The organism is Actinomadura luzonensis, from assembly GCF_022664455.2.
Lineage (GTDB): Bacteria > Actinomycetota > Actinomycetes > Streptosporangiales > Streptosporangiaceae > Nonomuraea > Nonomuraea luzonensis.
Genome location: NZ_JAKRKC020000001.1, coordinates 5,452,672 through 5,475,544, shown reverse-complemented (window position 1 = coordinate 5,475,544; position 22,873 = coordinate 5,452,672). Strand labels below are relative to the sequence as shown.

Sequence of the window (22,873 nt, the reverse complement as noted above, 5' to 3'; positions counted from 1 at the left end):
CGACAGAATCATATTCTGGTGGGACCCTACGAGAGCGCCGCGCACCCGGTCAACCCGGCGAGAATGGGTCCCATGGAGTGCGTGGTGGCGGTGGACGCCGGCGGGACGACGTTGAAGGGCGGGCTCGTCGCCCGCGACGGCACCGTCCTGCACCAGGAACGGCGGCCCACCCCGCGCGCCGAGGGCCCCGAGCGGGTGATCGCCGCGATCGCCGCCTTCACCGCCGACCTGGCCCGCCTGCCCGCCGACCCGGGCCGCACGCCCGCCGGGGCGGACCGGTCTGGTGGTGGCGTGCGGGTAGTGGCGGCCGGGGTGGCGGTGCCGGGGCTGGTCACGCCCACCCACGCGGTGTTCTCCGCCGCGTTCGGCTGGCGGGACGTGCCCGCGCCGGCCTTCGCGGCCGGCCTGGACCTGCCGGTGGCCCTCGGGCACGACGTGCGCGCCGCGGGGGAGGCCGAGCTGGCCTACGGCGACGGCGGCCGGCACGTGCTCTACCTGCCCATCGGCACGGGCATCGCGGGCGCGGTCGTGCTGGACGGCGAGCTGTACGGCGGCGAACGGGGCTGGGCCGGGCAGATCGGGCACGTCCCGGTGTGGCCGGACGGCGAGCCGTGCGGTTGCGGGCAGCGGGGCTGCCTGGCCGCCTACGCCTCCGCCTCGGCCGTCGCGGCGCGGTGCGGCGAGCGCTCGGCCGAGGACGTGGTGCGCCGCGCCCGCGCCGGCGACCCCGCGGCCGCGGCCGTGTGGGCGGAGGCGGTCGAGGCGCTGGCGGTGGCGCTGGCCACGTACACGCTGGTGCTGGACCCGGAGGCGGTGGTCATCGGCGGCGGGCTGTCGCTGGCGGGCGGCTTCCTGCTCGGCCCGCTGCGCGACCGGCTGGCCGGCCGGCTCGCCTTCCGGCCGCCGCCCGAGGTGCGGGCCTCACGCCTCGGCGTCCGGGCCGGGCTCCTCGGCGCGGCGCTGCTCGCCTGGCGGCGCCTGGACGAGCTCGCCGGGGACGTCCACGACGCAGGCGCGTAGCTCCTCGCCCAGGGCCTTGGCCTGCGGGTCCATCCGCGGGCTCGCGGCCACGCCCCTGCCGAGCAGGCCGTGGACGACGAAGTTGAGCGCCCTGAGGTTCGGCAGCTCGTACCGGTCGATCCGGTACGGCGCCAGCCCGGGCAGGAGCGCGGCCAGCCGCTCCGCCGTCAGGTACGCCGCCAGCCAGGCGTACCGCTCGCCGGTGTCCACCCAGACGCCGAGGTTGGCGTTGCCGCCCTTGTCCCCGGACCGGGCCCCGGCCACCCGCCCGAGCGGGATCCGCACGTCCGGCCGGTCCAGCGGGACCGGGATCGCGGAGCGCTCCAGCAGCACCGGGACGCCCACCTGGGAGCCCGGGCCGGCGGCGGGGGGCGGGACGGCCCGGGCCTGCTCGCGCCCGCGCGGGGCGGCGTCCGTCCAGGGGGCGCCGGGCGGCAGCTCCACGCCGTTCACGAAGACCCGCGGCCGCACCTCGCCCGCCGGGACCAGCACCGGCCAGTACACCCCGTACGGCGAGGCGTCGCCCGGCGGGGAGAGCGCGTAGCAGCCCGGGTAGCCGGCCAGCCCCGTCTCCACCACGGCCGAGGAGAAGGCGCGGCCCGCCGTGCGCCGGTCCGCGTCCATGACCGTGATCCGCAGCAGCCCGGAGCCCGTGCGCGTCACGTCCACCGCGTCGAACGACTCCTTCGGGATCCGCGCCCAGATCGCCTCCTCCGCCACCCGCGCCTTCGCCTCGGCGTCCAGGCCGGTCAGCACCAGCGTCATGGTGTTGCGGTAGCCGCCCGGGACGGTCACCGCGACCTTCAGCGTCGCGGGCGGCGGCTCGCCGCGCACGCCGGAGATCAGCACCCGGTCGGGCCCGTCCTCGGTCAGGGTGATCGTGTCGAACCTGGCCACCGCGTCCGGGCCCAGGTAGCGGGGCGCGCCCAGCTCGTACACGAGCTGCGCCGTCACCGTGCCCACCGACACGAGCCCGCCCGTCCCCGGATGCTTGGTGATCACCGCCGAGCCGTCGGCGCGCAGCTCGGCGAGGGGGAAGCCGCAGTGCGCCAGGTCCGGGACGTCCTGGAAGAAGGCGTAGTTGCCGCCCGTCGCCTGGCAGCCGCACTCGATGACGTGCCCGGCCACCACCGACCCGGCCAGCGCGTCCAGATCATCCGGGCCCCAGCCATGGCGCCAGATGCCCGGCCCGGTGACCAGGGCCGCGTCCGTCACCCGCCCGGTCACCACGACGTCCGCGCCCGCCGTCAGCGCGGCCGCGATGGGCCGGCCGCCGAGATAGGCGTTCGCGGTCAGCGGCGTCGCGGTGAGGCGTTCGCCGGTGTCGGCGTTGACCAGGTCGAGGTCGCGGCCGGTGAGGTCGTCGCCCTCGACGTGCGCCACGTTCGCCGGCAGGCCGAGGCGATCGGCCAGCTCCCGCACCGCCTCGGCGCAGCTCGCGGGGTCGAGGCCGCCCGCGTTCGAGACGATCCTGATGCCCCGGTCGAGACACGTGCCGAGGACGTCCTCCAGTTGCCGCAGGAACGTCGGCGCGTACCCGGGCCGGCCCTTCAACCGGTTGCCGGCCAGGACGAACATGGTCAGCTCGGCCAGCCAGTCGCCGGTCAGCACGTCGATCGGGCCGCCCTCGACCATCTCCCGCGCGGCCGAGAGGCGGTCGCCGTAGAAGCCGCTGCAGTTGGCGACGCGCAGGCTCATCGCGCGCCCGCCCCACCCTCGGCCGGCGTCGTCATCGCGCCGCCCACCTGGGCGGGCGCTTCTCCCAGAACGCCGCGATGCCCTCCTGCCCCTCCTCGGAGGCGAACCGCTCCGCCGACAGCTCGGTCATCCGCCGCAGCCCCTCGCCGAACGGCAGCCCCGGCACCTCCCGGACCAGCCGCTTCGTGATCGCCAGCGCCTCCGGGCCGCCCTTGACCAGCAGGTCCGCGTAGTGCGCGACCGCCGCGTCCAGCTCCTCCTCCGGCACCGCCCGCGACAGCAGCCCGATCTCGGCCGCCCGCGCGGCGTCGAACACCTCGCCGGTCATGAGGTACTCGGCGGCGGCCCGCCCGCCGAGCCGCCGCAGCACGGGCACCGCGATCATCGCGGGCACCACGCCCAGCCGCACCTCGGTGAACGCGAACGACGCCGTCAGCGGCGCGACCGCGAAGTCGCACGAGGCCACCAGCCCGAGCCCGCCCGCCCGCGCGGTGCCGTTGAGCCGGCACACGACCGGCTTCGGGCTGTCCCACAGCAGCGTGAAGATCTCCGGCAGCGCCGCCGTCACGGGCGCCGCCGGCCTGCCCTCGGCCGCGCGCTGCTCCTTCAGGTCGGCCCCCGAGCAGAAGACCGTGCCGGTGGCGGTCAGCACGACCACCCGGCAGGAGGGCTCGGCCAGCGCCCAGGTCAGCGCGTCCCTCAGGTCGGCGAGCAGGCGCGTCGACAGCGCGTTGCGGTTGTGCGGCGAGTCGAGCGTGACGGTCGCGACGCCGTCCTTCAGGTCGCGGTGCACGAGGCTCGTCATGGGTCCCCCTCCTGGATGATGGCCAGCACGGCGCCGGCCTCGACCTGCCGGCCCCTCTCGACGTGGACGCCGGACACCACGCCGTCGGCCGGGGCGGTGATCCGATGCTCCATCTTCATCGCCTCCAGCACCAGCACCGCCTGCCCCTTGACGACGCGGTCACCGGCCCGCACCTCCACGCGCAGCACGCTGCCCGGCATGGGAGCCAGCAGGGAGCCGGGGACGACGTGCCCGGCGGGCTCCGGCAGGCGCGGCAGCGGGGTCAGCTCGGCGTGGCCGCCCGCGTGGTCGACGTACAGCGGGCCATCGGCGGTGTAGCGGGCGACGTCGAAGGCGTGGCGGACGCCGTCGCGCTCCAGGACCACCCGGTCCGGGGCGGCGCTGACCACGGCCACGCCCTCGGGCAGCGGGTCGTAGACGACGTCGGTCACGTTCCCCGACGGGTCGGTGAAGGAGGCGTGGCGGGGCTGGGAGCGGACGTTGCGCCAGCCGGCCGGCAGGCCGCCCAGGACGGGGGCCCGCCGGCGGTTGCCCGCCGCCAGCGCGAGCGCGGCGGCCAGCCCCGCCGGCGGCTCCTCCTGGGGCCGGGGCGCCGGCGGCGCGCCCGTCGCGAGGGGGCCGCCGGGGTCGAGGAAGCCGGTGTGGGTGTCGCCGGCCAGGAAGTCCGGGTGCGTCAGGACGCGCAGCAGCAGGTCCCGGTTGGTGGTGAGGCCGTGCAGCCGGGCCCGCCGCAGCGCCGCCGCGAGCTTGCGCACCGCCTCCGCCCGCGACGCCCCGTGCGCGATCACCTTCGCCAACATCGGGTCGTAGTAGGGCGAGACCGTCGAACCGGACTCCACCCCGGAGTCGACCCGCACGTCACCGCCGATCTCGAACCGCCGCAACACCCCCGACTGCGGCAGGTACCGCTCGTCCTCCGCGTAGAGCCGCACCTCCACCGCGTGCCCCGACGGACCGGGCGGCCCGGACGGCAGCCGGCCGCCCTCGGCCACCTCCAGCTGCAGCCGGACGAGGTCCACCCCGTACACCAGCTCGGTGACCGGATGCTCGACCTGGAGCCGGGTGTTCATCTCCAGGAACGCCACCCGGTTCCCCCGCACCAGGAACTCCATCGTCCCCGCGCCGACGTAGCCGATCGCGGCCGCCGCCCGCCGCGCCGCCGCCACCAGCCGCTCCCGCACCTCCGGCGCGAGAGCGGGGGAGGGGCACTCCTCGACCACCTTCTGGTGCCGCCGCTGCACGCTGCACTCGCGCTCGCCCAGCGTCCACACGGTGCCGTGCGCGTCGGCCAGCACCTGCACCTCGACGTGCCTGGCCCGCTCCCACAGCGGCTCGGCGAACACCGCCGGGTCGCCGAAGGCCGCCTCCGCCTCCCGCCGTGCCGAGTCCACCTCCCCGGCCAGGCCGCCGGGCTCCCTGACGATCCGCATGCCCCGCCCGCCGCCCCCGGCCGACGCCTTGACCAGCAGCGGGAACTCCCCGGGCGCGGCCAGGTCGAGCGAGGGCAGCACCGGCACCCCGGCCGCCGCCATGAGCCGCTTGGCCTCGATCTTCGACCCCATGGCGGCGATCGTCTCCGGCGGCGGGCCCACCCAGGTCAGCCCGGCCGCCAGCACCGCCCGCGCGAACTCCGCGCTCTCCGACAGGAACCCGTAGCCCGGGTGGACGGCGTCCGCCCCCGAGGCGCGGCAGGCGGCCACGAGGCGGCCGGCGTCCAGGTAGGTCTCGGCGGGGCGGGCGCCCGGCAGGCGTACCGCGAGGTCGGCCTCCGCCACGTACGGCGCGTCCGCGTCGGGGTCGGCGAAGACCGCGACCGTCTCGACGCCGAGCGCCCGGCAGGTGCGGAACACGCGCCGGGCGATCTCCCCCCGGTTCGCCACCAGCAGCCGGCCGATCATGGGCGGAACACGCCGTACCCGGCCGGCTCCGGGACCGGCGCGCTGTTCACCGCCGACAGGCACATCCCCAGCACCGTACGCGTGTCGCGCGGGTCGATCACCCCGTCGTCGTACAGCCGCCCCGACAGGAAGAACGGCAGCGACTCCGCCTCGATCTGCGCCTCCACCATGGCGCGCATGGCCGCGTCCGCCTCCTCGTCGTAGACCTGCCCCCTGGCCTCGGCCGCCGCCCGGCCCACGATGGACAACACCCCGGCGAGCTGCGCGGGGCCCATCACCGCCGACTTGGCGCTCGGCCAGGAGAACAGGAACCGGGGCTCGTAGGCCCGCCCGCACATCCCGTAGTTGCCGGCCCCGTACGAGGCGCCCATGACGATCGTCAGGTGCGGGACCGTCGAGTTGGACACCGCGTTGATCATCATCGCGCCGTGCTTGATGATGCCGCGCTGCTCGTAGTCCCTGCCGACCATGTAGCCGGTGGTGTTCTGCAGGAAGACCAGCGGGGTCCGCGACTGGTTCGCGAGCTGGATGAACTGCGTCGCCTTCTGCGACTCCTCGCTGAACAGCACCCCCTGGGCGTTGGCCAGCACCCCGACCGGATAGCCGTGCACCCGGGCCCAGCCGGTCACCAGCGAGGCGCCGTACAGCGGCTTGAACTCCTCGAACACGCTCGCGTCCACCACCCGGGCGATCACCTCGCGCGGGTCGAACGGCACCTTCAGGTCCTCCGGCACGATGCCCAGCAGTTCCTCCGCCGGATAGCGCGGCTCCTCGGCCGGGTACGGCGTCACGCCCCGCTTGCGCCAGTTCAGCGAGCGCACGATGCGGCGGCCGAGGCGGAGCGCGTCGTGCTCGTCCTGGGCCAGGTGATCGGCGAGGCCGCTCACCCGGGCGTGCATCTCCGCGCCGCCCAGCGACTCGTCGTCGGACTCCTCGCCGGTCGCCATCCGCACCAGCGGCGGGCCGCCCAGGAACACCTTGGCGCGCTCGCGGACCATCACCACGTGGTCGCTCATGCCGGGCACGTACGCGCCGCCCGCCGTCGAGTTGCCGAACACGAGCGCGACCGTCGGCACCCCGGCCGCCGACAGCCGCGTCAGGTCGCGGAAGACCTGCCCGCCCGGGATGAAGATCTCCTTCTGCGCGGGCAGGTCCGCGCCGCCGCTCTCGACCAGGTTCAGGTACGGCAACCGGTTGCGCAACGCGATCTCGGCCGCGCGCAGCGACTTGCGCAGCGTCCACGGGTTCGACGCGCCGCCCCGCACCGTCGGGTCGTTGGCGTTGACCACGCACTCGACGCCCTCGACCACCCCGATCCCGGTCACCACGCCGGCCCCGACCGGGTACTCGCTGCCCCAGGCCGCCAGCGGCGACAGCTCCAGGAACGGCGAGTCGGCGTCCAGCAGCAGCTCCACACGCTCCCTGGCGAGCAGCTTGCCGCGCCGCCGGTGCCGCTCGACGTACTTCGGCCCGCCCCCGGCCACCGCCTTGGCCTGCTCGGCGTCCAGCTCACCCAGCTTGACCAGCATCGCCTCCCGCCGCGCCCGGTACTCGGCGCCGCCGGTGTCCAGCCTGCTGACGATCATCCGAGTACGGTAACCGGGAGCGCGACGCCCGGGCAACGGCGGGCTCGCTGCCCGGGCGGCCGGACCTCAGCTGCAGTGACTCCAGCCCGACTTCCAGGCCGCAGCGCCGATGGAGCCGCCCCAGATGACGCACTTGCCCTTGGCCGGCAGGCGCACCGGACCGGCGTAGGCGCTGAACATGCCCGGGTTGCTCGCGCTCGACCCGCCCTTGACCTGGAGGATCGCGTTCATCTTCACCTTGCCGGGATAGAGCAGGCGCGACATCGTGACGACGCAGTTCTTGCCCGCGCTCGCGTTGTACAGCAGGTAGACCCGGTCGGACTCGCCGATCGCGTGCGAATCGACGATCTTGTAGCCGGAGCCGCACACCGCTGCCGCGTTGTACGGGTTCGGCTTCGGGGCGACCGTCGTCTTGGCGGTGGGCTTCTTGCTCGGGGTCGCCGGGGGGTTGCCGGTGTTGGCGGTGTCGGTGGCGGCCGGCGCGGTGGGCTCCATCTCCGGGTCCACCGACGTCGTCGACTTCTTCTTCGAACGCGTCGGCTTCGGCGTCGGGGTGGGCTCCGGGCGCTTGGTGCTGGTCTGGGGGCGGGGCTGGGCGGTCGCCGGATAGGTCGGGATCTGCGCGACCGGCTGCTCCGTGGGCTTCTTCTTGCCGGTCTTGCCCGGCTCCTCGATGTCCAGGGTGCCGACCGGGACGGGGGTGTCCGTCGGGACGACCGGGTCGGCGGTGGGCTGGCCGGACGGGGGCTCGCCGGGCTGGCCCGCGCCTGAGCCGCCGTCCTGCGTGGCGCGGGAGGAGTCGCCCACGGCCACGACCGGCACGTCCTTGCTGTTGGCCTGGACGACGACCGCGCCCGCGACCACGAGCAGGGCCGCCGCGGCGGCTCCCGACAGGGCCAGCGTCATGGTGCGCCGCTGCTTGGCGGGCGCCCCGTCGCCGTCCTGCCCGCCCGCGGCCCGGCGCCCGCCGCCGGCAGGGGCCCCGGGCCCGCCGTGACCGGCCACGCCGTGACCGGACGCCGCGGCCCCGGCCTGAGCCGGACCTCCGGCGTGCGGGCCGCTCGCGGGGCCATGGGGGTGAGCGTGCGGGCCGCCCTGGTGCTGGGCGGCGTTGCCGGGGGAAGGCTGGTGCGAACCGGCGGCCACGCCGGGCCGGCCCTGGGCGCCAGGGTGGCCCTGCCCGGGGTGGCCCTGGGCGGTGGGGTAGGAGGCGGGGGCGCCGGCCTGGGGGCCGCTGGGGGCGCCCGGGCCCGTGGGCGGGCTGCCCGCGCCGGGCTGGGCGGGCCCGTTCTGGATGGCCGCGGCGAGGTGCGGGAAGGGGCCGGACTGCGGCGGAAAGCCGGGCTGGGCCCAGGGGCCGGGGTAGGCGTCCTGGCCGGGCTGGCCGGGGTGGCTCGGGTGGGGGGCGGGGGTGGCGGGTGCGTGGCCGGTGAGGTGTTGTCCCGTGACCGGTTCGACGGCCGCCCTGGGCGCGGGCTGGCCGGTGAGGCGGACGACGAGGTCGTCGGCCGTCGGCCGCTGCGACGGGTCCTTGGACAGGCAGGCGGCCACCAGCTCGCCCAGCTCGCCCTCACCCTTCATCCCGCCCAGCTCCGGCTCCTCGTTGAGGATCCGGTTCATGACGACGGGGATCGAGTCGGCGCCGAAGGCGGGCTTGCCGGTGGCGGCGAAGACCATGGTGACGCCCCAGGCGAACACGTCGGCCGCCTCCGACACGGCCGCCCCGCTGAGCTGCTCCGGCGCCAGGTACGACGGCGTCCCCATCGCCATCCCCGTGGCCGTCGCGCCGGGCGAGTCGAGGGCGCGTGCGATGCCGAAGTCGATCACGACCGGCCCCTCGGGGCCCATGAGGACGTTGGCGGGCTTGAAGTCGCGGTGCAGGATCCCGGCCCGGTGGATGGCGGCGAGCGCGGTGGCGGTGCTGATGGCCAGCCGCTCCAGCGCGGCGCCGCGCCGCGGCCCCTCGGTGAGGACGAGCTCGCGCAGCGACGGCCCGGGAACGAACTCGCTCACGATGTACGGCCGGCTGCCGTCGAGGTCGGCGTGCAGCACGGGCGCGGTGCAGAACCGGGCCACCCGCTGCGCCACCGCGACCTCGCGCAGGAACCGGGTCCGCGCGTCGGCGTCGGCCACGAGGGCGTGGTGCAGCAGCTTGACCGCCACCTGCTCCCCGGACTCGCTCTTGCCGAGATAGACAACGCCCTGGCCGCCCTCGCCGAGCCGGGCGACGATGTCGTACGCCCCCAGCCGTCGCGGGTCGTCCGCCGCCAACGGCTGGAACTGATTCACCCGGACCCCCATTACAACCCGATAGATGGGGCAAAACGCTACCAGCGTGACGTCGGGGACGTCTGCCGTACCTGTCAGAAGTTTCACGTTCTGACGGGACAAGTCAGCTTCCGTCGCAGGTCGTGTGCACGGCGAAACGCAAGGTCACGGCTTGGTGAACAGTTCTACCGGCCGGTCAGGTCAGGCGATCGCCTTGCCCGGGTTGAGGAGGTTCAGCGGGTCGAGCACGGCTTTGATGCCCCGCTGCACCTCGGCCGCCACCGGCCCCGACTCCATCGCGAGCCATCGCCGCTTGAGCAGCCCCACCCCGTGCTCGCCGGTGAGCGTGCCGCCCAGCTCCAACGCCCGCCGGAACACCTCGTCCGCCGCCGCCCACACCTCGGCGGGCGGCTCGGCGGCGCCGCGGTCGAAGATGAAGACCGGGTGCAGGTTGCCGTCCCCGGCGTGCGCGACCGTGCAGATCCGCACCCCGTGCCGGACGCCGGCCGCCTCGATCGCGCCGATCATGTCGGGCAGCGCCGAGCGCGGCACGCACACGTCCTCGACCAGGCACGCCCCGAGGCGCTCCTTGGCCGGGTACGCCAGCCGCCGCAGCCCCACCAGCTCCTCGGTCTCGGCCGGCCCGGCGGAGACCGCCACGAACGTGGCCCCGTGGTCGGCGCAGATCCGCTCCATCCTGGCGACCGCGGCCTGCCCGTCGCCCGCGTCGGACTGGCCGATGAGCATGGCCTGCGTGCCGGGCTCCAGCCCGATGTTGCGCCAGTCGTCGATGGCCTGGAGGGTGGCCCGGTCGAGCAGCTCCATGAGCGACGGCCGGCAGCCGGCCGCCATGATCGCCGACACCGCGGCCCCCGCCTCCCGCAGCGAGCCGAACTCGGCGGCGAACGTCGCGGGCGGCCCGTCCGGCGCGGGCCGCAGCCGCAGCGTGGCGGCGGTGATCACGCCGAGCGTGCCCTCGGAGCCGACGAACAGCCCGGTCAGGTCGTAGCCGGTGACGCCCTTCATCGTGCGCCGGCCGGTCTCCAGCACCCGTCCGTCGGCCAGCACCACCTCCAGGCCGAGCGCGGAGTCGCGGGTGACGCCGTACTTGACGCACCGCAGCCCGCCGGCGTTGGTCGCCAGGTTGCCGCCGATCGTGGAGATCTCGTACGAGGAGGGGTCGGGGGCGTACATGAGGCCGTGCTCCCTGGCCGCCCGGTCCAGGTCGGCGGTGATGACGCCGGCCTCGGCGACGGCGATCTCGTCGGCCGGCGACAGCTCCCTGACGGCCGTCAGGCCGGCCAGCGACAGGACGAGCGCCCCGTCGCCGGCGACCGCCCCGCCGGCCAGGCCGGTGCCCGCGCCGCGCGGCACGACCGGGACCCGGTGCTCGGTGGCCCACCGCAGGGTGGTGACGACGTCCTCGCGGGAGGCGGCGAGCACGACCGCGAGCGGCTTGCCGGGCTCCAGGAACGTGCGGTCGCGGGCGTAGGAGTCGATCACGTCGGGGTCGGTCACGACCCGCGCTTCGGACAGCGAGTGCACCAGGGCATCAATCGGTCTCACGGACAGCAGCCTACGGTTTGCGCATGTCGGTGCTTAAGGACAAACTGCCCGGGTGGAAGTCAGGTGCCCGGTGTGCTCGGAGACTGACCAGGTCGTAGCGGTCCCCGGGGCGGTCGCCGCCGGGACGACGTACAAGATCGGGCGGGTGCGCTTACCCGGCACCCGGGAGGTCGCCGACCTGCCCACCGCCGCCATGCTGGGCGCGTCCAAGCACGTGATGAGCCGCACCCAGCTCGCGGTCTGGCTGTCCTTCCCGAGCCGCCACTACACGGCCTGGACCAGGAACCAGGGCTACCTGCTGCTGCTCGCCGCGGCCCTGGTGCACCTGGTCGTCTCGCTGGTGATCGCGATGGGCCAGGACCCCCAGTGGGGCGAGGTGCTGCTCGCCCCGTTCTGCCTGACCGGCCTGTTCTGGGGGTTCGGCCTGCTGAACGTGCTCGGCGCGCGCGGCGCCCGCAAGCGCGACGCGCAGGAGGCGCCGGCCAGGGAGAAGGCCCTGGCCGTATGGGAACGCCTCTACTACTGCGCCCGTGACAACGTGGTCTACGAGCCGGGGGTCGGCGTCTCGTTCCACCCGAGCGAGACGCGCGAGTACATCTTCGGCTTCCGCCCGGGGCGTTAGGCGAGCCCCCGCTCCTCGGCCACCAGCCGGACGCAGACGGCCAGGCCCTCGATGGCCTGCTCCAGCTCCTCCAGCTCCGGGTACGTCGGCGCGATGCGGATCGTGCGGTCGTCGGGGTCCTTGCCGTAGGGGTGCGTGGCCCCGGCCGGCGTGAGCGCGATGCCCGCCGCCTTGGCCCTGGCCACGACCTCGGCGGCGTGCGGCACCTCCAGGCTGATGAAGTAGCCGCCCTTGGGGCTGGTCCAGCTCGCCAGGCCGCCGAGCCGCTCGGTCAGCACCTTGTCGACCAGCTCGAACTTCGGCCCGATCAGCGCGGCGTGCTTGCGCATGTGCGCCTCGACGCCCGCCGGGTCGCGCAGGAACTCCACGTGCCGGAGCTGGTTGAGCTTGTCGGGACCGATGGACTGCTTGGCGGTGTTGTACAGGAACCACTCGACGTTCGCCGGGGAGGAGCCGAAGAACGACACCCCGGCGCCGGCCAGCGTCACCTTGGAGGTGGAGGCGTAGACGAACACCCGGTCGGGGTTGCCCGCCGCGGCGGCCAGCGCCAGCAGGTCGGCCAGCTCGGCGGGGGAGTCGGTGAGGTGGTGCACCGCGTAGGCGTTGTCCCAGAAGATGCGGAAGTCGGGGGCCGCCGCGGGCATGGCGGCCAGCCGCCGCACGGTCTCGTCGCTGTAGACGACGCCGGACGGGTTGCTGTACTTCGGCACGCACCACATGCCCTTGACGCTCGCGTCCTCGGCGACCAGGCGCTCGACGACGTCCATGTCGGGGCCGTCGGCGGTCATCGGGACGGCGACCATCGTGATCCCGAACCGCTCGCAGATGGTGAAATGCCGGTCGTAGCCGGGCACCGGGCACAGGAACGTGATCGTCGGCTCCTCCACCCAGCGGCGGGCCGCGCCCGGCACCGGGCTGAGCAGCGCGTGCGTCACGGTGTCGTGCATGAGCGCGAGGCTGGCGTTGCCACCCACCACGAGCTGCCCGGCGGGCACCTGGAGCAGCGGCGCGAACAGCTCGCGCAGCTCGGCCAGGCCCTGCAGGTTGCCGTAGTTGCGGGCGTCGGTGCCGTCGGCCGCCCGGTGACCGGTCGGCAGTCTGAGCATGTCGTCGGAGAGGTCGAGCTGGCGCGGCGACGGCTTGCCCCTGGTGAGGTCGAGCGAGAGCCCGCGCTGGACGAGGGCGTCGTAGTCAGCCTGTGCGGTCACGAGTGATCTCTCCTCCGAGTCGTCCGGTGCCCGCCCAAGGATAGAAGAACCCGCGAGGTGCCGGGTCGCGCGGGGGCGAATGTGGGCGAACGCCTTCCCGAGCGGCGATCCATGGCGTGGAATGGGGGGATCGGGGGCAGCCACACTCCGCGCCGGAGGGAGCAGCCGTGACGACCGTTCGCGAGACCACGATCGAGCAGGTCAGGCGCCGCCGCACCGGGACCGTGATCGCGTCCTGGCTGTCGACGACGGACCACAAGGTCATCGGCTACCTCTACCTGATCACCTCGTTCGCGTTCTTCCTCGTCGGCGGCGTGATGGCGATGATCATGCGGGCCGAGCTGGCCCAGCCGGGGCTGCAGGTGGTCAGCCAGGAGGCCTACAACCAGCTCTTCACCATGCACGGCACGATCATGCTGCTGCTGTTCGCGACGCCGCTGTTCGCCGGGTTCACCAACGTGATCATGCCGCTGCAGATCGGCGCGGCGGACGTGGCCTTCCCCCGGCTGAACGCGGTCGCGTACTGGATGTTCCTGTTCGGGGGGATCATCGCCTTCGCGGGGTTCTTCACGCCCGGCGGGGCGGCCGACTTCGGCTGGTTCGCCTACACGCCGCTGTCGTCGGCCACGTACTCGCCCGGCGTCGGCGGCGACCTGTGGATCATGGGGCTGGCGCTGTCCGGCCTCGGCACGATCCTCGGCGCGGTCAACTTCATCACCACGATCATCGGCCTGCGCGCGCCCGGCATGACCATGTTCCGCATGCCCATCTTCACCTGGAACGTGCTGCTGACCAGCATGCTCGTGCTGATGGCGTTCCCGGTGCTGGCGGCGGCGCTGCTGGTGCTGGAGGCCGACCGCAAGCTCGGCACGCACGTCTTCCTCGCCGCCAACGGCGGCCCGATGCTCTGGCAGCACCTGTTCTGGTTCTTCGGCCATCCCGAGGTCTACATCATCGCGCTGCCGTTCTTCGGGATCATCACCGAGGTGCTCCCGGTCTTCAGCCGCAAGCCGATCTTCGGCTACATGGGGCTGGTGGGCGCCACGATCGCGATCGCCGGGCTGTCGATGACGGTGTGGGCGCACCACATGTTCCCGACCGGGCAGGTGCTGCTGCCGTTCTTCTCGTTCATGACGTTCCTCATCGCGGTGCCGACCGGGGTGAAGTTCTTCAACTGGATCGGCACGATGTGGCGGGGCCATCTGAGCTTCGAGGCGCCGATGTTGTTCGCCGTCGGCTTCCTCGTGACGTTCCTGCTCGGCGGGCTCACCGGCATCATCCTGGCCTCGCCGCCGCTCGACTTCCACATCAGCGACACCTACTTCGTCGTCGCGCACTTCCACTACGTGGTGTTCGGGACCGTGGTGTTCGCCATGTTCTCCGGCTTCTACTTCTGGTGGCCGAAGATGACCGGGCGGATGCTGGACGACCGGCTCGGGCGGCTGCACTTCTGGCTGCTGTTCGTCGGCTTCCACACCACGTTCCTCATCCAGCACTGGCTGGGGCAGATCGGCATGCCGCGCCGCTACGCCGACTACAGCGCCGGCGACGGCTTCACCACGCTGAACGAGATCTCCTCCGTGGGCGCGTTCCTGCTGGGCGCCTCCACGCTGCCGTTCCTCTGGAACGTGTGGAAGACGGCCAGGCGCGCGCCGAAGGTCACGCTGGACGACCCCTGGGGCTACGGCAACTCCCTGGAATGGGCCACCTCCTGCCCGCCGCCCCGGCACAACTTCGTCAGCATCCCGCCCATCCGCTCCGAGCGGCCCGCCTTCGACCTGCACTACCCGCGTGAGGCGGGCCAGCGGGAGCCGTCGGCGGACGAGGCGGACCAGCCGGCCGTCGGCCCGCGCGAGACGGCTCCTGAGGACACATCCGACTGACCTTTCACGCCAGGTGCCCCGGTGCTTGGGTGGAGGTGACGTTTCGCCCATCTGTTTCGCCTATCTAGGGAGATCGGCGATGAGCGGCACGAAAATCCCCTTCGACCCCGAGACGGCCCCCTGCGGCCGGAGCGCCGGGGGACAGCGCCTGGTCGACGACGACGGCTACGGGATGGTGATCCGCGACCAGTTCTTCGACTGCGGCTGCCGGCGCATCCGGCACGAGTACCACGACGGGAGCATCCACCTGTCCGCCGTCCGCTGCGACGGCAAGCGGGTGAAGGACCTTCTCCAGCCCGACCACGGGAGCTGAGCATGATCGACGTGCTGATCGTCGGCGGCGGCGCGGCGGGCCTGCGCGCGGCCGTCGCCGTCGCCGAGAGCGACCCCGCCGCCAAGGTGGCGGTCGTCTCGAAGGTCTACCCCATGCGCAGCCACACGGTCTCGGCCGAGGGCGGCGCGGCGGGGGTGATCGGCCTCGACGACTCGCACGACGAGCACTGCTACGACACGATCTCCGGCGGCGACTGGCTGCCCGACCAGGACGCGGTCGAGGTGTTCGTGCGCGAGGCGCCGCGCGAGCTGATGCGGCTGGAGCACTGGGGCTGCCCGTGGAGCCGCGAGCCCGACGGGCGGGTCGCGGTCCGCCCGTTCGGCGGCATGAGGAAGATGCGCACCTGGTACGCCGCCGACAAGACCGGCTTCCACCTGCTGCACACGTTGTTCCAGACCACGCTGAAGTACCGCGAGCTGGTCCGCTACGACGAGTGGTACGTCACGAAGCTGGTCGTGGACGACGGCCGGGTGCACGGCGTCGTCGCCATGGAGATCAGGACCGGCCGGGTCGAGACCATCCCCGCCAGGACCGTCATCCTGGCCACCGGCGGCTGCGGCCGGGTCTTCCCCTTCACCACCAACGCCGCCATCAAGACCGGCGACGGCATGGCCCTCGCCTACCGCGCGGGCGCGCCGCTGAAGGACATGGAGTTCGTCCAGTACCACCCGACCGGCCTGCCGTTCACCGGCATCCTCATCACCGAGGCGGCCAGGGCGGAGGGCGGCTGGCTGATCAACAAGGACGGCTACCGCTACCTCCAGGACTACGACCTCGGCAAGCCCACGCTCACGCCGACGCTGCGCAGCATGGAGCTGGGGCCGCGCGACCGGCTCTCCCAGGCGTTCGTGCACGAGCAGCGGGCCGGGCGCACCGTGGACACGCCGTACGGGCCGGTCGTCTACCTGGACCTGCGCCACCTGGGCGAACGCAAGATCGACGCCCGCATCCCGTTCGTGCGCGAGCTGTGCCGCAGCTACCAGAACCTGGACCCGGCCACCGACCTCATCCCGGTGCGGCCGGTCGTGCACTACATGATGGGCGGCGTCCACACCGACCTCGACGGCGCCACCCCCGTCGCCGGGCTCTACGCGGCCGGGGAGACCGCGTGCGTGAGCATCAACGGCGCCAACCGGCTCGGCTCCAACTCGCTGCCGGAGTGCCTGGTCTTCGGCCGCCGCGCCGGGGAGGCCGCCGCCGGCTTCGCCCGCGCGCACCGCGGTCCCGAGTCCCCGGCGGTGCGCAGCCAGGGCGCCGACGAGGAGCGGCGGCTGGCCAGGGCCCGCGCCGGCGAGCGCGCCGGCCCGGGCGCCGGCGAGCGCATCGCCGACCTGCGCGAGCGCATGCAGCACACGCTGGAGGGCGCGGCCGGCATCTACCGGTCGGGCGCCGCGCTGGCCGAGGCCGCCGACACCCTCGCCGAGCTGCGCGAACGCGCCGACGACGCGCTCGTCGAGGACACCAGCAGCGCGTTCAACACCGAGCTGATCGCGCTGCAGGAGCTGCACGCCATGCTGGACGTCGCGCGCACGATCGCCGCCTGCGCGCTCAACCGGCGCGAGTCGCGCGGCGCGCACCAGCGCACCGACCACGTCGCCAGGGACGACCGCGGCTACCTGGCCCACTCGCTGGTGCACCGCGCGCCCGACGGCAGCCCGTCGGTGACGCTGCTGCCCGTGACGATCACCCGGTGGCCTCCGGGAGAAAGGGTGTACGGCCGTGACTGACACCACGCGCGAGCTCCGGCGGGAGGCGGGCACGCGCACGATCAGGATGGAGATCGCCCGCTACCGGCCGGGCCGCGACGCCGAGCCGGTGTTCGAGGGCTACGACGTGCCGCTCATGGCCGACTGGGCGGTGCTCGACGGCCTGACCTACGTCAAGGACCGGCTGGACGGCAGCCTGTCGTTCCGCTGGTCGTGCCGGATGGGGGTGTGCGGCTCGTGCGGCATGACGGTCAACGGCGAGCCCCGCCTGACCTGCGGCACGTTCCTCACCGAGTACGGCGGCGGGCCGGTGCGGATCGAGCCGCTGAAGGGCTTCCCCATCATCAGGGACCTGATCGTGGACATCGAGGGCTTCCTCGCCAAGCTGTCGTCGGTGCGCCCGTGGCTGGTGCGCGAGGGCGAGGAGCTGCCGCTCGGCACCGAGTACGCCCAGACGCCCGCGCAGCTGGAGGCGTACAAGCAGTACAGCGAGTGCATCAACTGCCTGCTGTGCTACTCGGCCTGCCCGGTGTACGTGCTCGACCCCGACTTCCTCGGCCCGGCCGCGATCGCCCTGGCCCAGCGCTACAACCTGGACTCGCGCGACATGGGCGACCGGTTCGACGTGCTCAACGCCGAGGAGGCGGTCTGGGGCTGCACGTTCGTCGGCGAGTGCACCCGGGTGTGCCCCAAGCACGTGGACCCGGCCGAGGCCATCCAGCGTTACAAGGTGACCGCGGCCATGCGGTCGGTGCTGCCGTGGGGGCGGCGATGACCGTCGCCTATCGCCCCCGGCGCGACCGCCTGTGGTTCGCCCGCACCCGCTCCTACACCCTGTTCGTGCTGCGCGAGCTGACCAGCGTCTTCGTGGCGTGGGCGGTCGCGTTCACGCTCATGCTGCTGGCCGCGGTCCTCGGCGGCACGCTGCCGCAGTTCGCGGCGCTGGCCGCGCGGCCGTGGATGATCGCGCTGAACGTGGTCGCGCTGGCCGCGACCGTCTTCCACGCGGTCACCTTCCTCAACCTCGCGCCCAAGGCGACCGTCGTCCGGCTGGACGGCTGGCGGGTGCCGGCCTGGATGATCCAGGGCGGCAACCACACGGCCTGGGCGCTGGTCTCGCTGCTCGTCGCCTACCTGGTGCTCAGGACACCGTGAGGGGGTCGCCGTGAGGCGCACGCCGGAGCCGTACCTGTGGTTGTTGTTCAGCGGCGGGGGAGTGGTGGCGGCGCTGGTGCTGCCGGTGCTGGTGCTGCTGTTCGGGGTGCTGATGCCGCTCGGCGTGGTGGACTGGCCCACCGCCGGGCACCTGGGCGCCCTGGTGGGGAACGTGGTCGTGCGGGTCGTGCTGCTGGTCGTGGTGGTGCTGTGCCTGTTCCACGCGGCGCACCGGATCCGGTTCACGAGCGAGGAGCTGCTGGGGATCGCCAGGTTCGACCCGATCATCGCGGTGCTGTGTTACGGCGGAGCTATCGCCGGTGGTGTGATCGCGGCGACATTGATGGTCTAAATGTCGTATTTTGATCACGTTTCAACAACGCACTTTACGATGGGTTTATTTACGCTCTAGCGTCCGGCATTGCACACCCTATGGCCATGCGCCCGGCGACCCCGGGCAGAGAGGGTTCCTGGTGCCCAGCACAAAGCGCTTATTGGCAGCTTTCCCGGCGGTCGCCCTGCTTGGCGCCGCCCTGTCCGTGCCCACCGCTCAGGCGGCCTCCGTCGCCGCCTACGCGCCCACGGCCGCGGACTACTACATCAACTACGCTCCGCCGCGCGTCGAGAAGGACCCCGCGGAGCCGGGCCTCACCAACGCGAAGGCCCGCTCGCTGACCCCGGCCCAGAAGTTCGACCGGAAGTTCAGCAGCGGCAACCCGGTGGCCGGCCGCATCCTCGCCGCCCGCGAGCAGGAGGCGATCAGGACCGGCCGCAACCCGGCTGAGTGGATCTTCAAGAACTCCAAGCAGACCCGCACCGCCAAGCTCCTCACCGTCCTGGTCGAGTTCAACGAGCAGGCCAACGACGACTTCTCCGGCTTCAACCGGCTGCGCACCGTCGACAGCGACCCCGACGACTGCGTCGTCGAGCCGCCCGGCACGCTGAAGAACGGCCCATTGCACAACAACATCCCCGACCCGGCGACCCTGCCGCACGAGGACAACAACTCCTTCTGGGTCAAGGACTTCAGCACCGACCACTTCAACAAGATGCTCTACACCGACCAGGGCATCACCGAGCGCGTCCGCAAGGACCTCAAGGACCCGCGCGACGGCAGGCCCGGCATCGACATCTCCGGCTTCACGATGAAGAAGATGTACGAGGAGATGTCGAAGGGCGCCTACTCGGTCACCGGCGCGGCGGTCGGCTGGATCAAGGTCCCGCACTCCGAGGCCTGGTACGGCGCCGCGGCCTGCGGCGGCGCGCCCCAGGACATGTCCGGTCACCCGGACAACCAGCTCGGCGCGCAGCAGCTCGCCATCGACACCGTCGACGCCCTCGCCAAGGCCCAGCCGGGCTTCCCGTGGGCCGACTACGACCTGGAGGACACCTCCGACGCCGACGGCGACGGCAACTTCCAGGAGCCCGACGGTGTCATCGACCACCTGGTGCTGGTGCACGCCGGCAAGGACAAGTCCTCCGACGGCGGCACCGAGGGCACCTACGCGATCTGGGCGCACTCCAGCGCGGTCGCCGGCGGCTACGCCGTCCCCGGCACCGACAAGAAGATCTCCAACTACATCGTGCAGCCCGAGGACTCCGGCGTCGGCGTCTTCGCCCACGAGTACGGCCACGACCTCGGCCTGCCCGACCTGTACGACACCTCGGGCGCGGCCAGCTCCGCCGTCGACTTCTGGGACCTGATGTCCAGCGGCTCGCACTCCGGGCCCATCTTCCAGTCGATGCCGGCGCACATGGGCCTGTGGGACAAGTGGGTGCTCGGCTGGGCGAACCCGAAGACGTTCGAGCCGGGTGACGCGGCCAAGCTCGTCACCGTCGGCCAGTCCTCGCGCACGCCCAAGCTCACCGCCGACGGCGTCCGGGTCAACCTGGCCTCCACGCCGCTGAAGATGGTCGACCCGCACAGCGGCTCCAACGCCTGGTGGACCAACCTCGACCAGGAATGGGCCAACGTCCACCTGACCCGCGACCTGCCGGTCCCGTCCGGCGCCGACGTGCGGCTGTGGATGTGGAACAACTACGAGATCGAGCAGGACTGGGACTTCGGCTTCGTCGAAGTCTCCACCGACGGCGGCCAGACCTGGACGCAGCAGAAGGTCTACGACGAGGCCGGCAACGAGGTCACCACGCCCGACGGCTACCCGGACCCGAACAAGAACCTCAAGACGTTCGGCAACAAGAAGTACGGGCTCACCGGTGACACCGGCAACCAGTGGCGGCACGACTACGTCAACCTGACCGCGTACGCCGGGCAGACCGTCAAGCTGCGCCTCACGTACAACACCGACGCGGCCTACACCCCGCGCGGCTGGCACGTGGACGACTTCGCGCTCACCAACGGCGCCGAGACCGTCTGGAGCGACGACGTCGAGGGCGGCGACAACGGCTGGAAGGCCACCGGCGGCACCTTCACCAACACCAGCGGCCAGGGCTGGACCCGCAACAACGGCGAGCGCGAGATCCAGCGCTTCTACCTGGCCGAGTGGCGCAACTTCGACGGCTTCGACAAGGGCCTCGCCTACACCTACGACACCGACTACTCCCGCGAAGGGGCGTGGAAGGTACAGAAGATCAAGTACAACGCGCCCGGCCTGCTGGTCTGGTACCGCGACTCGACCTTCACCAACAACTCGATCGGCAACAACCTGACGCTGCCGCCGAGCCTCGGCTCCAAGGGCAGCCTGCTCGTCGTGGACTCCCACTTCGACCCGCTGCGCCGCACCGGCGTCGCGGCCGAGAAGGACCCGACGGCCAACAAGAACCTGCAGGGGCGCGTGCAGACGTCCAACGCGGCGTTCGGCTTCGGCAAGACCTACCCGTTCAAGGAGTGCGTGGAGGGCCCCGACGAGCCGTTCAGCGCCTACTGCACCGACTTCCCGGCGCAGAAGGGCGTGTCGGCCTTCACCGACGCCAAGACCTGGTACCCCGGCGTGGAGCTGCTCAACGGCCGCCTCGCCTACCGGGACTTCGACGCCTCGGCGGTCGTGCCCTCCAAGGGCGACCAGGCGTACACCACCCGCGCGGTGCACGCGGACGGCACTCCCGCCCCCGAGCTGTACGGCCAGGTGGTCGCCGGCTCGGTGCTCGGCACCGGCAACCCGGGTGACGAGGGCAAGGCGCTCGGCGTGCAGTTCAAGCTGATCAGCCCGCTGCCGGGGAACCTGGGCGCCATCGTCCAGGTCGTCCCGCCGAAGAAGTAGATCATGGGCCGCCGGGGGCTCCCGGCGGCCCTACCATTGGTGACCATGAGCGAATTGCGCACCAAGACCGAGCACACCGCGGCGATCCAGCGGGATCGCCGGGTGGCCGTGGTGGTGAACACTCGCTCGCGCCGGGGCCGGCGCCACTACTTCGAGGTCATCGAGCAGCTCCACAACTCGGGCTTCGAACCGCTGGCGGAGCTGTCGGTCTACAACCCCAAGCGGCTGCGCGAGCTGCTCGACACCGCGCTGGCGACCGACCCCGACCTGCTCATCGTGGGCGGCGGCGACGGCACCCTGTCCTCCGCCGTGCGCCACGTCGCCCACCGCGACGTGGCGCTCGGCGTGCTGCCGCTCGGCACCACCAACAACTTCGCCCGCAGCCTCGGCCTGCCGCTCGACCTGGCCGGGGCGATCCGGGTGTTCCAGAGCGGCAAGGTGGCCGACATCGACCTCGGCATGGCCGACGACCGGCCGTTCGCCAACCTGGCCAGCTTCGGGGTGTCGGTCGAGGTGGCGGGCAAGGTCAAGCCGTGGTTCAAGCGCCTGGTGGGCCGCCCGGCCTACCCGCTGACGGCGCTGACCGTGCTGCCCGGCCACCGGCCCTTCCGCGCCTACATCACGGTGGAGGGGCAGCGGCACGAGCTGCTCACCCACCAGCTCAACATCGCCAACGGCCGCTTCCACGGCGGCTGGCAGGTGGCCAGGGACATCAGCATCGACAACGGCATGCTGGTGGCCTACCAGCTCGGCTCCGGCAAGAAGCTCCGCCTGCTCGGCGAGACCCTGATCAGGGCCACCACCGGCCGCTGGCGCAGCCTCGCGGGCGGGCCGTTCGTCGTGGGGCGGGAGATGCTGCTGGAGACCGACCCGCCGATGGCCGCCGACGTGGACGGCGAGGTGCGGCTGCGCACCCCCATCCGGCTCCGCGTGGTGCCGAACGGGGTGCGCGTCATGGTGCCGGCCTCCTTCGAGGACCGCTGATCAGCCACACCGCCAGGAGATCCCCATCACCTGCGTCCCTTCTCTCGACAGCTCACTCACCGTAGGCGAATGAGCGCCCGGCGTCACGGGTGTGATGCGTGCGGAGGGGGCGTGCGTCAGGGTTCCTCCGGGCGCTCGCCCAGCCGGTCGTAGGCGGGGGCGAGCGCCTGCCCCAGGTCGGCGGGCGGCGGGAAGACGCGCAGCAGCAGGCCGGGAGCCGCCGCGGCCGGGCGCCGCTCGGGCCGGTGCACGCTCGCGCCAGGGGCGTAGAAGTCGGCCAGCCGCTCGGCGAACGGCACGTCCGCCACGGCCGGCGGCTCCGCCGGCCGGTCCGCCGCCAGCGACCCCAGCAGCTGCTCCCGGGTGCGCCCCCGCCAGGCCAGCACGAGGAACGGGTCGTCGTCGAACGCCTCGGCCAGCAGGTAGAGCACCGCCGACAGGTGCTTGCACGGGAAACCCCAGTCGGGGCAGGAGCAGTCCATGTCGAGGTCGCGCGGGAACAGGTCCACCCCCGCCGCGGCGAACAACTCCTCGATCTCCGGCGGCATCTCCCCGGCCAGCAGCCGGGCCCGGTGCACCGCCTGCGCCGCGACGGCCGCCTCCAGCTCGGCCCACCGGCTCTCGCCGAACGCCTCGATCCTGACCACCACCGCGTACGGGGTGCGCCGCGAGCCCTGCACGGCCGCCCTGACCTCGCCGGCCTCCAGGTCGATCGACAGGACCTGGCCCTGCCGGGCGTAGGCCCGGCCGCGGGAGAGCCGGCCCTTGTCGCAGACGCGCTCCAGGATGTCGATGAAGCGCCGCGACCACCAGGTGGAGCCGATCGAGCCGCGCTTCGACCGGGCCCGCAGCCCGCCCTCCACGCGGATGGGGCCCGGATGGCCGTAGCCGTGCTCGAAGTCGTCGAACCACGCCATCG

At 72.9% G+C, this 22,873-nt stretch carries 18 protein-coding genes; 10 read left to right on the top strand and 8 right to left on the bottom strand.

The features are described 5' to 3' along the window. Nucleotides 1–18 precede the first annotated feature (18 nt). Nucleotides 19–1,020: an ROK family protein gene (locus MF672_RS26015; RefSeq protein WP_242380383.1), complete on the top strand. Its 1,002-nt coding sequence runs from the start codon at nucleotides 19–21 to the stop codon at nucleotides 1,018–1,020. Here the strand turns inward: MF672_RS26015 and MF672_RS26010 are convergent. The 6 genes from MF672_RS26010 to MF672_RS25985 all read right to left on the bottom strand — a co-directional run bounded on the left by MF672_RS26010 (nucleotide 922) and on the right by MF672_RS25985 (nucleotide 10,841). Further along, nucleotides 922–2,718 carry an acyclic terpene utilization AtuA family protein gene (locus MF672_RS26010; RefSeq protein WP_242380385.1) on the bottom strand — a complete coding sequence of 599 codons (1,797 nt, stop codon included), beginning with the start codon at nucleotides 2,716–2,718 and terminating at the stop codon, nucleotides 922–924. The two genes, MF672_RS26015 and MF672_RS26010, sit on opposite strands and share 99 nt — an antisense overlap. Nucleotides 2,719–2,749: 31 nt before the next feature. Next, nucleotides 2,750–3,523, bottom strand: coding sequence for an enoyl-CoA hydratase-related protein (locus MF672_RS26005; protein ID WP_242380387.1), 774 nt, complete (start codon nucleotides 3,521–3,523; stop codon nucleotides 2,750–2,752). After that, complete coding sequence (locus MF672_RS26000) at nucleotides 3,520–5,421, bottom strand: ATP-binding protein (RefSeq protein WP_247815435.1); 1,902 nt, start codon at nucleotides 5,419–5,421, stop codon at nucleotides 3,520–3,522. The genes MF672_RS26005 and MF672_RS26000 overlap by 4 nt, the downstream gene beginning before the upstream one ends. Then, nucleotides 5,418–7,007, bottom strand: a complete 1,590-nt coding sequence (locus MF672_RS25995) for an acyl-CoA carboxylase subunit beta (RefSeq protein ID WP_242380389.1) — start codon at nucleotides 7,005–7,007, stop codon at nucleotides 5,418–5,420. Before MF672_RS25995 ends, MF672_RS26000 begins: the two co-directional genes overlap by 4 nt. A gap of 66 nt (nucleotides 7,008–7,073) precedes the next feature. After that, entirely contained in the window at nucleotides 7,074–9,296 is a 2,223-nt protein-coding gene (locus MF672_RS25990) for a serine/threonine protein kinase (RefSeq protein WP_247815434.1), read from the bottom strand. Nucleotides 9,297–9,476: 180 nt separating this feature from the next. Continuing rightward, nucleotides 9,477–10,841, bottom strand: coding sequence for an FAD-binding oxidoreductase (locus tag MF672_RS25985; protein ID WP_242383916.1), 1,365 nt, complete (start codon nucleotides 10,839–10,841; stop codon nucleotides 9,477–9,479). Nucleotides 10,842–10,911: 70 nt separating this feature from the next. On the opposite strand from MF672_RS25985, the gene MF672_RS25980 reads away from it, so the two are divergent. After that, entirely contained in the window at nucleotides 10,912–11,463 is a 552-nt protein-coding gene (locus MF672_RS25980; protein WP_242383915.1) for a hypothetical protein, read from the top strand. Here MF672_RS25980 and MF672_RS25975 read toward each other — a convergent pair. Further along, nucleotides 11,460–12,671 (bottom strand): aspartate aminotransferase type Ic, encoded by a 1,212-nt coding sequence (locus MF672_RS25975; RefSeq protein WP_242383914.1) that lies wholly within the window; start codon nucleotides 12,669–12,671, stop codon nucleotides 11,460–11,462. The genes MF672_RS25980 and MF672_RS25975 overlap by 4 nt on opposite strands. Nucleotides 12,672–12,838: 167 nt before the next feature. On the opposite strand from MF672_RS25975, the gene ctaD reads away from it, so the two are divergent. From ctaD to MF672_RS25935, 8 genes are all read left to right on the top strand, one after another. Further along, nucleotides 12,839–14,554 carry an aa3-type cytochrome oxidase subunit I gene (gene ctaD, locus MF672_RS25970; RefSeq protein WP_247815433.1) on the top strand — a complete coding sequence of 572 codons (1,716 nt, stop codon included), beginning with the start codon at nucleotides 12,839–12,841 and terminating at the stop codon, nucleotides 14,552–14,554. A 79-nt stretch (nucleotides 14,555–14,633) separates the two neighbouring features. Next, on the top strand, nucleotides 14,634–14,867 hold the full coding sequence (locus tag MF672_RS25965; protein ID WP_242374702.1) for a hypothetical protein: 234 nt from the start codon (nucleotides 14,634–14,636) through the stop codon (nucleotides 14,865–14,867). Between the two features lie 2 nt (nucleotides 14,868–14,869). Continuing rightward, nucleotides 14,870–16,615, top strand: a complete 1,746-nt coding sequence (gene frdA, locus MF672_RS25960; RefSeq protein ID WP_242374703.1) for a fumarate reductase (quinol) flavoprotein subunit — start codon at nucleotides 14,870–14,872, stop codon at nucleotides 16,613–16,615. Next, a complete protein-coding gene (sdhB, locus tag MF672_RS25955) occupies nucleotides 16,608–17,369 on the top strand; it encodes a succinate dehydrogenase iron-sulfur subunit (RefSeq protein ID WP_242374704.1) in 762 nt (253 codons plus the stop codon). The genes frdA and sdhB overlap by 8 nt, the downstream gene beginning before the upstream one ends. Further along, the gene (locus MF672_RS25950) at nucleotides 17,366–17,749 is read left to right on the top strand and encodes a succinate dehydrogenase/fumarate reductase transmembrane subunit (protein WP_242374705.1); all 384 of its coding nucleotides are present in this window, start codon (nucleotides 17,366–17,368) and stop codon (nucleotides 17,747–17,749) included. Before sdhB ends, MF672_RS25950 begins: the two co-directional genes overlap by 4 nt. 10 nt (nucleotides 17,750–17,759) lie before the next feature. Next, nucleotides 17,760–18,101 (top strand): fumarate reductase subunit FrdD, encoded by a 342-nt coding sequence (gene frdD / locus MF672_RS25945; RefSeq protein ID WP_242374706.1) that lies wholly within the window; start codon nucleotides 17,760–17,762, stop codon nucleotides 18,099–18,101. 142 nt (nucleotides 18,102–18,243) lie between these two features. After that, nucleotides 18,244–20,970 carry an immune inhibitor A domain-containing protein gene (locus MF672_RS25940; protein WP_242374707.1) on the top strand — a complete coding sequence of 909 codons (2,727 nt, stop codon included), beginning with the start codon at nucleotides 18,244–18,246 and terminating at the stop codon, nucleotides 20,968–20,970. A 45-nt stretch (nucleotides 20,971–21,015) separates the two neighbouring features. Beyond that, a complete protein-coding gene (locus MF672_RS25935; RefSeq protein WP_242374708.1) occupies nucleotides 21,016–21,954 on the top strand; it encodes a diacylglycerol/lipid kinase family protein in 939 nt (312 codons plus the stop codon). 116 nt (nucleotides 21,955–22,070) lie between these two features. Here the strand turns inward: MF672_RS25935 and MF672_RS25930 are convergent, their stop codons facing one another. Then, nucleotides 22,071–22,871, bottom strand: a complete 801-nt coding sequence (locus MF672_RS25930) for an SWIM zinc finger family protein (RefSeq protein WP_242374709.1) — start codon at nucleotides 22,869–22,871, stop codon at nucleotides 22,071–22,073. Nucleotides 22,872–22,873: the final 2 nt, after the last annotated feature.

What these genes read in the sequence shown, in the direction of transcription:
- MF672_RS26010 (WP_242380385.1), bottom strand. Translation starts at nt 2,718, where the DNA reads ATGAGCCTGCGCGTCGCCAACTGCAGCGGCTTCTACGGCGACCGCCTC.
- MF672_RS26005 (WP_242380387.1), bottom strand. Translation starts at nt 3,523, where the DNA reads ATGACGAGCCTCGTGCACCGCGACCTGAAGGACGGCGTCGCGACCGTC.
- MF672_RS26000 (WP_247815435.1), bottom strand. Translation starts at nt 5,421, where the DNA reads ATGATCGGCCGGCTGCTGGTGGCGAACCGGGGGGAGATCGCCCGGCGC.
- MF672_RS25995 (WP_242380389.1), bottom strand. Translation starts at nt 7,007, where the DNA reads ATGATCGTCAGCAGGCTGGACACCGGCGGCGCCGAGTACCGGGCGCGG.
- MF672_RS25965 (WP_242374702.1), top strand. Translation starts at nt 14,634, where the DNA reads ATGAGCGGCACGAAAATCCCCTTCGACCCCGAGACGGCCCCCTGCGGC.
- frdA (WP_242374703.1), top strand. Translation starts at nt 14,870, where the DNA reads ATGATCGACGTGCTGATCGTCGGCGGCGGCGCGGCGGGCCTGCGCGCG.
- MF672_RS25950 (WP_242374705.1), top strand. Translation starts at nt 17,366, where the DNA reads ATGACCGTCGCCTATCGCCCCCGGCGCGACCGCCTGTGGTTCGCCCGC.
- MF672_RS25935 (WP_242374708.1), top strand. Translation starts at nt 21,016, where the DNA reads ATGAGCGAATTGCGCACCAAGACCGAGCACACCGCGGCGATCCAGCGG.
- MF672_RS25930 (WP_242374709.1), bottom strand. Translation starts at nt 22,871, where the DNA reads ATGGCGTGGTTCGACGACTTCGAGCACGGCTACGGCCATCCGGGCCCC.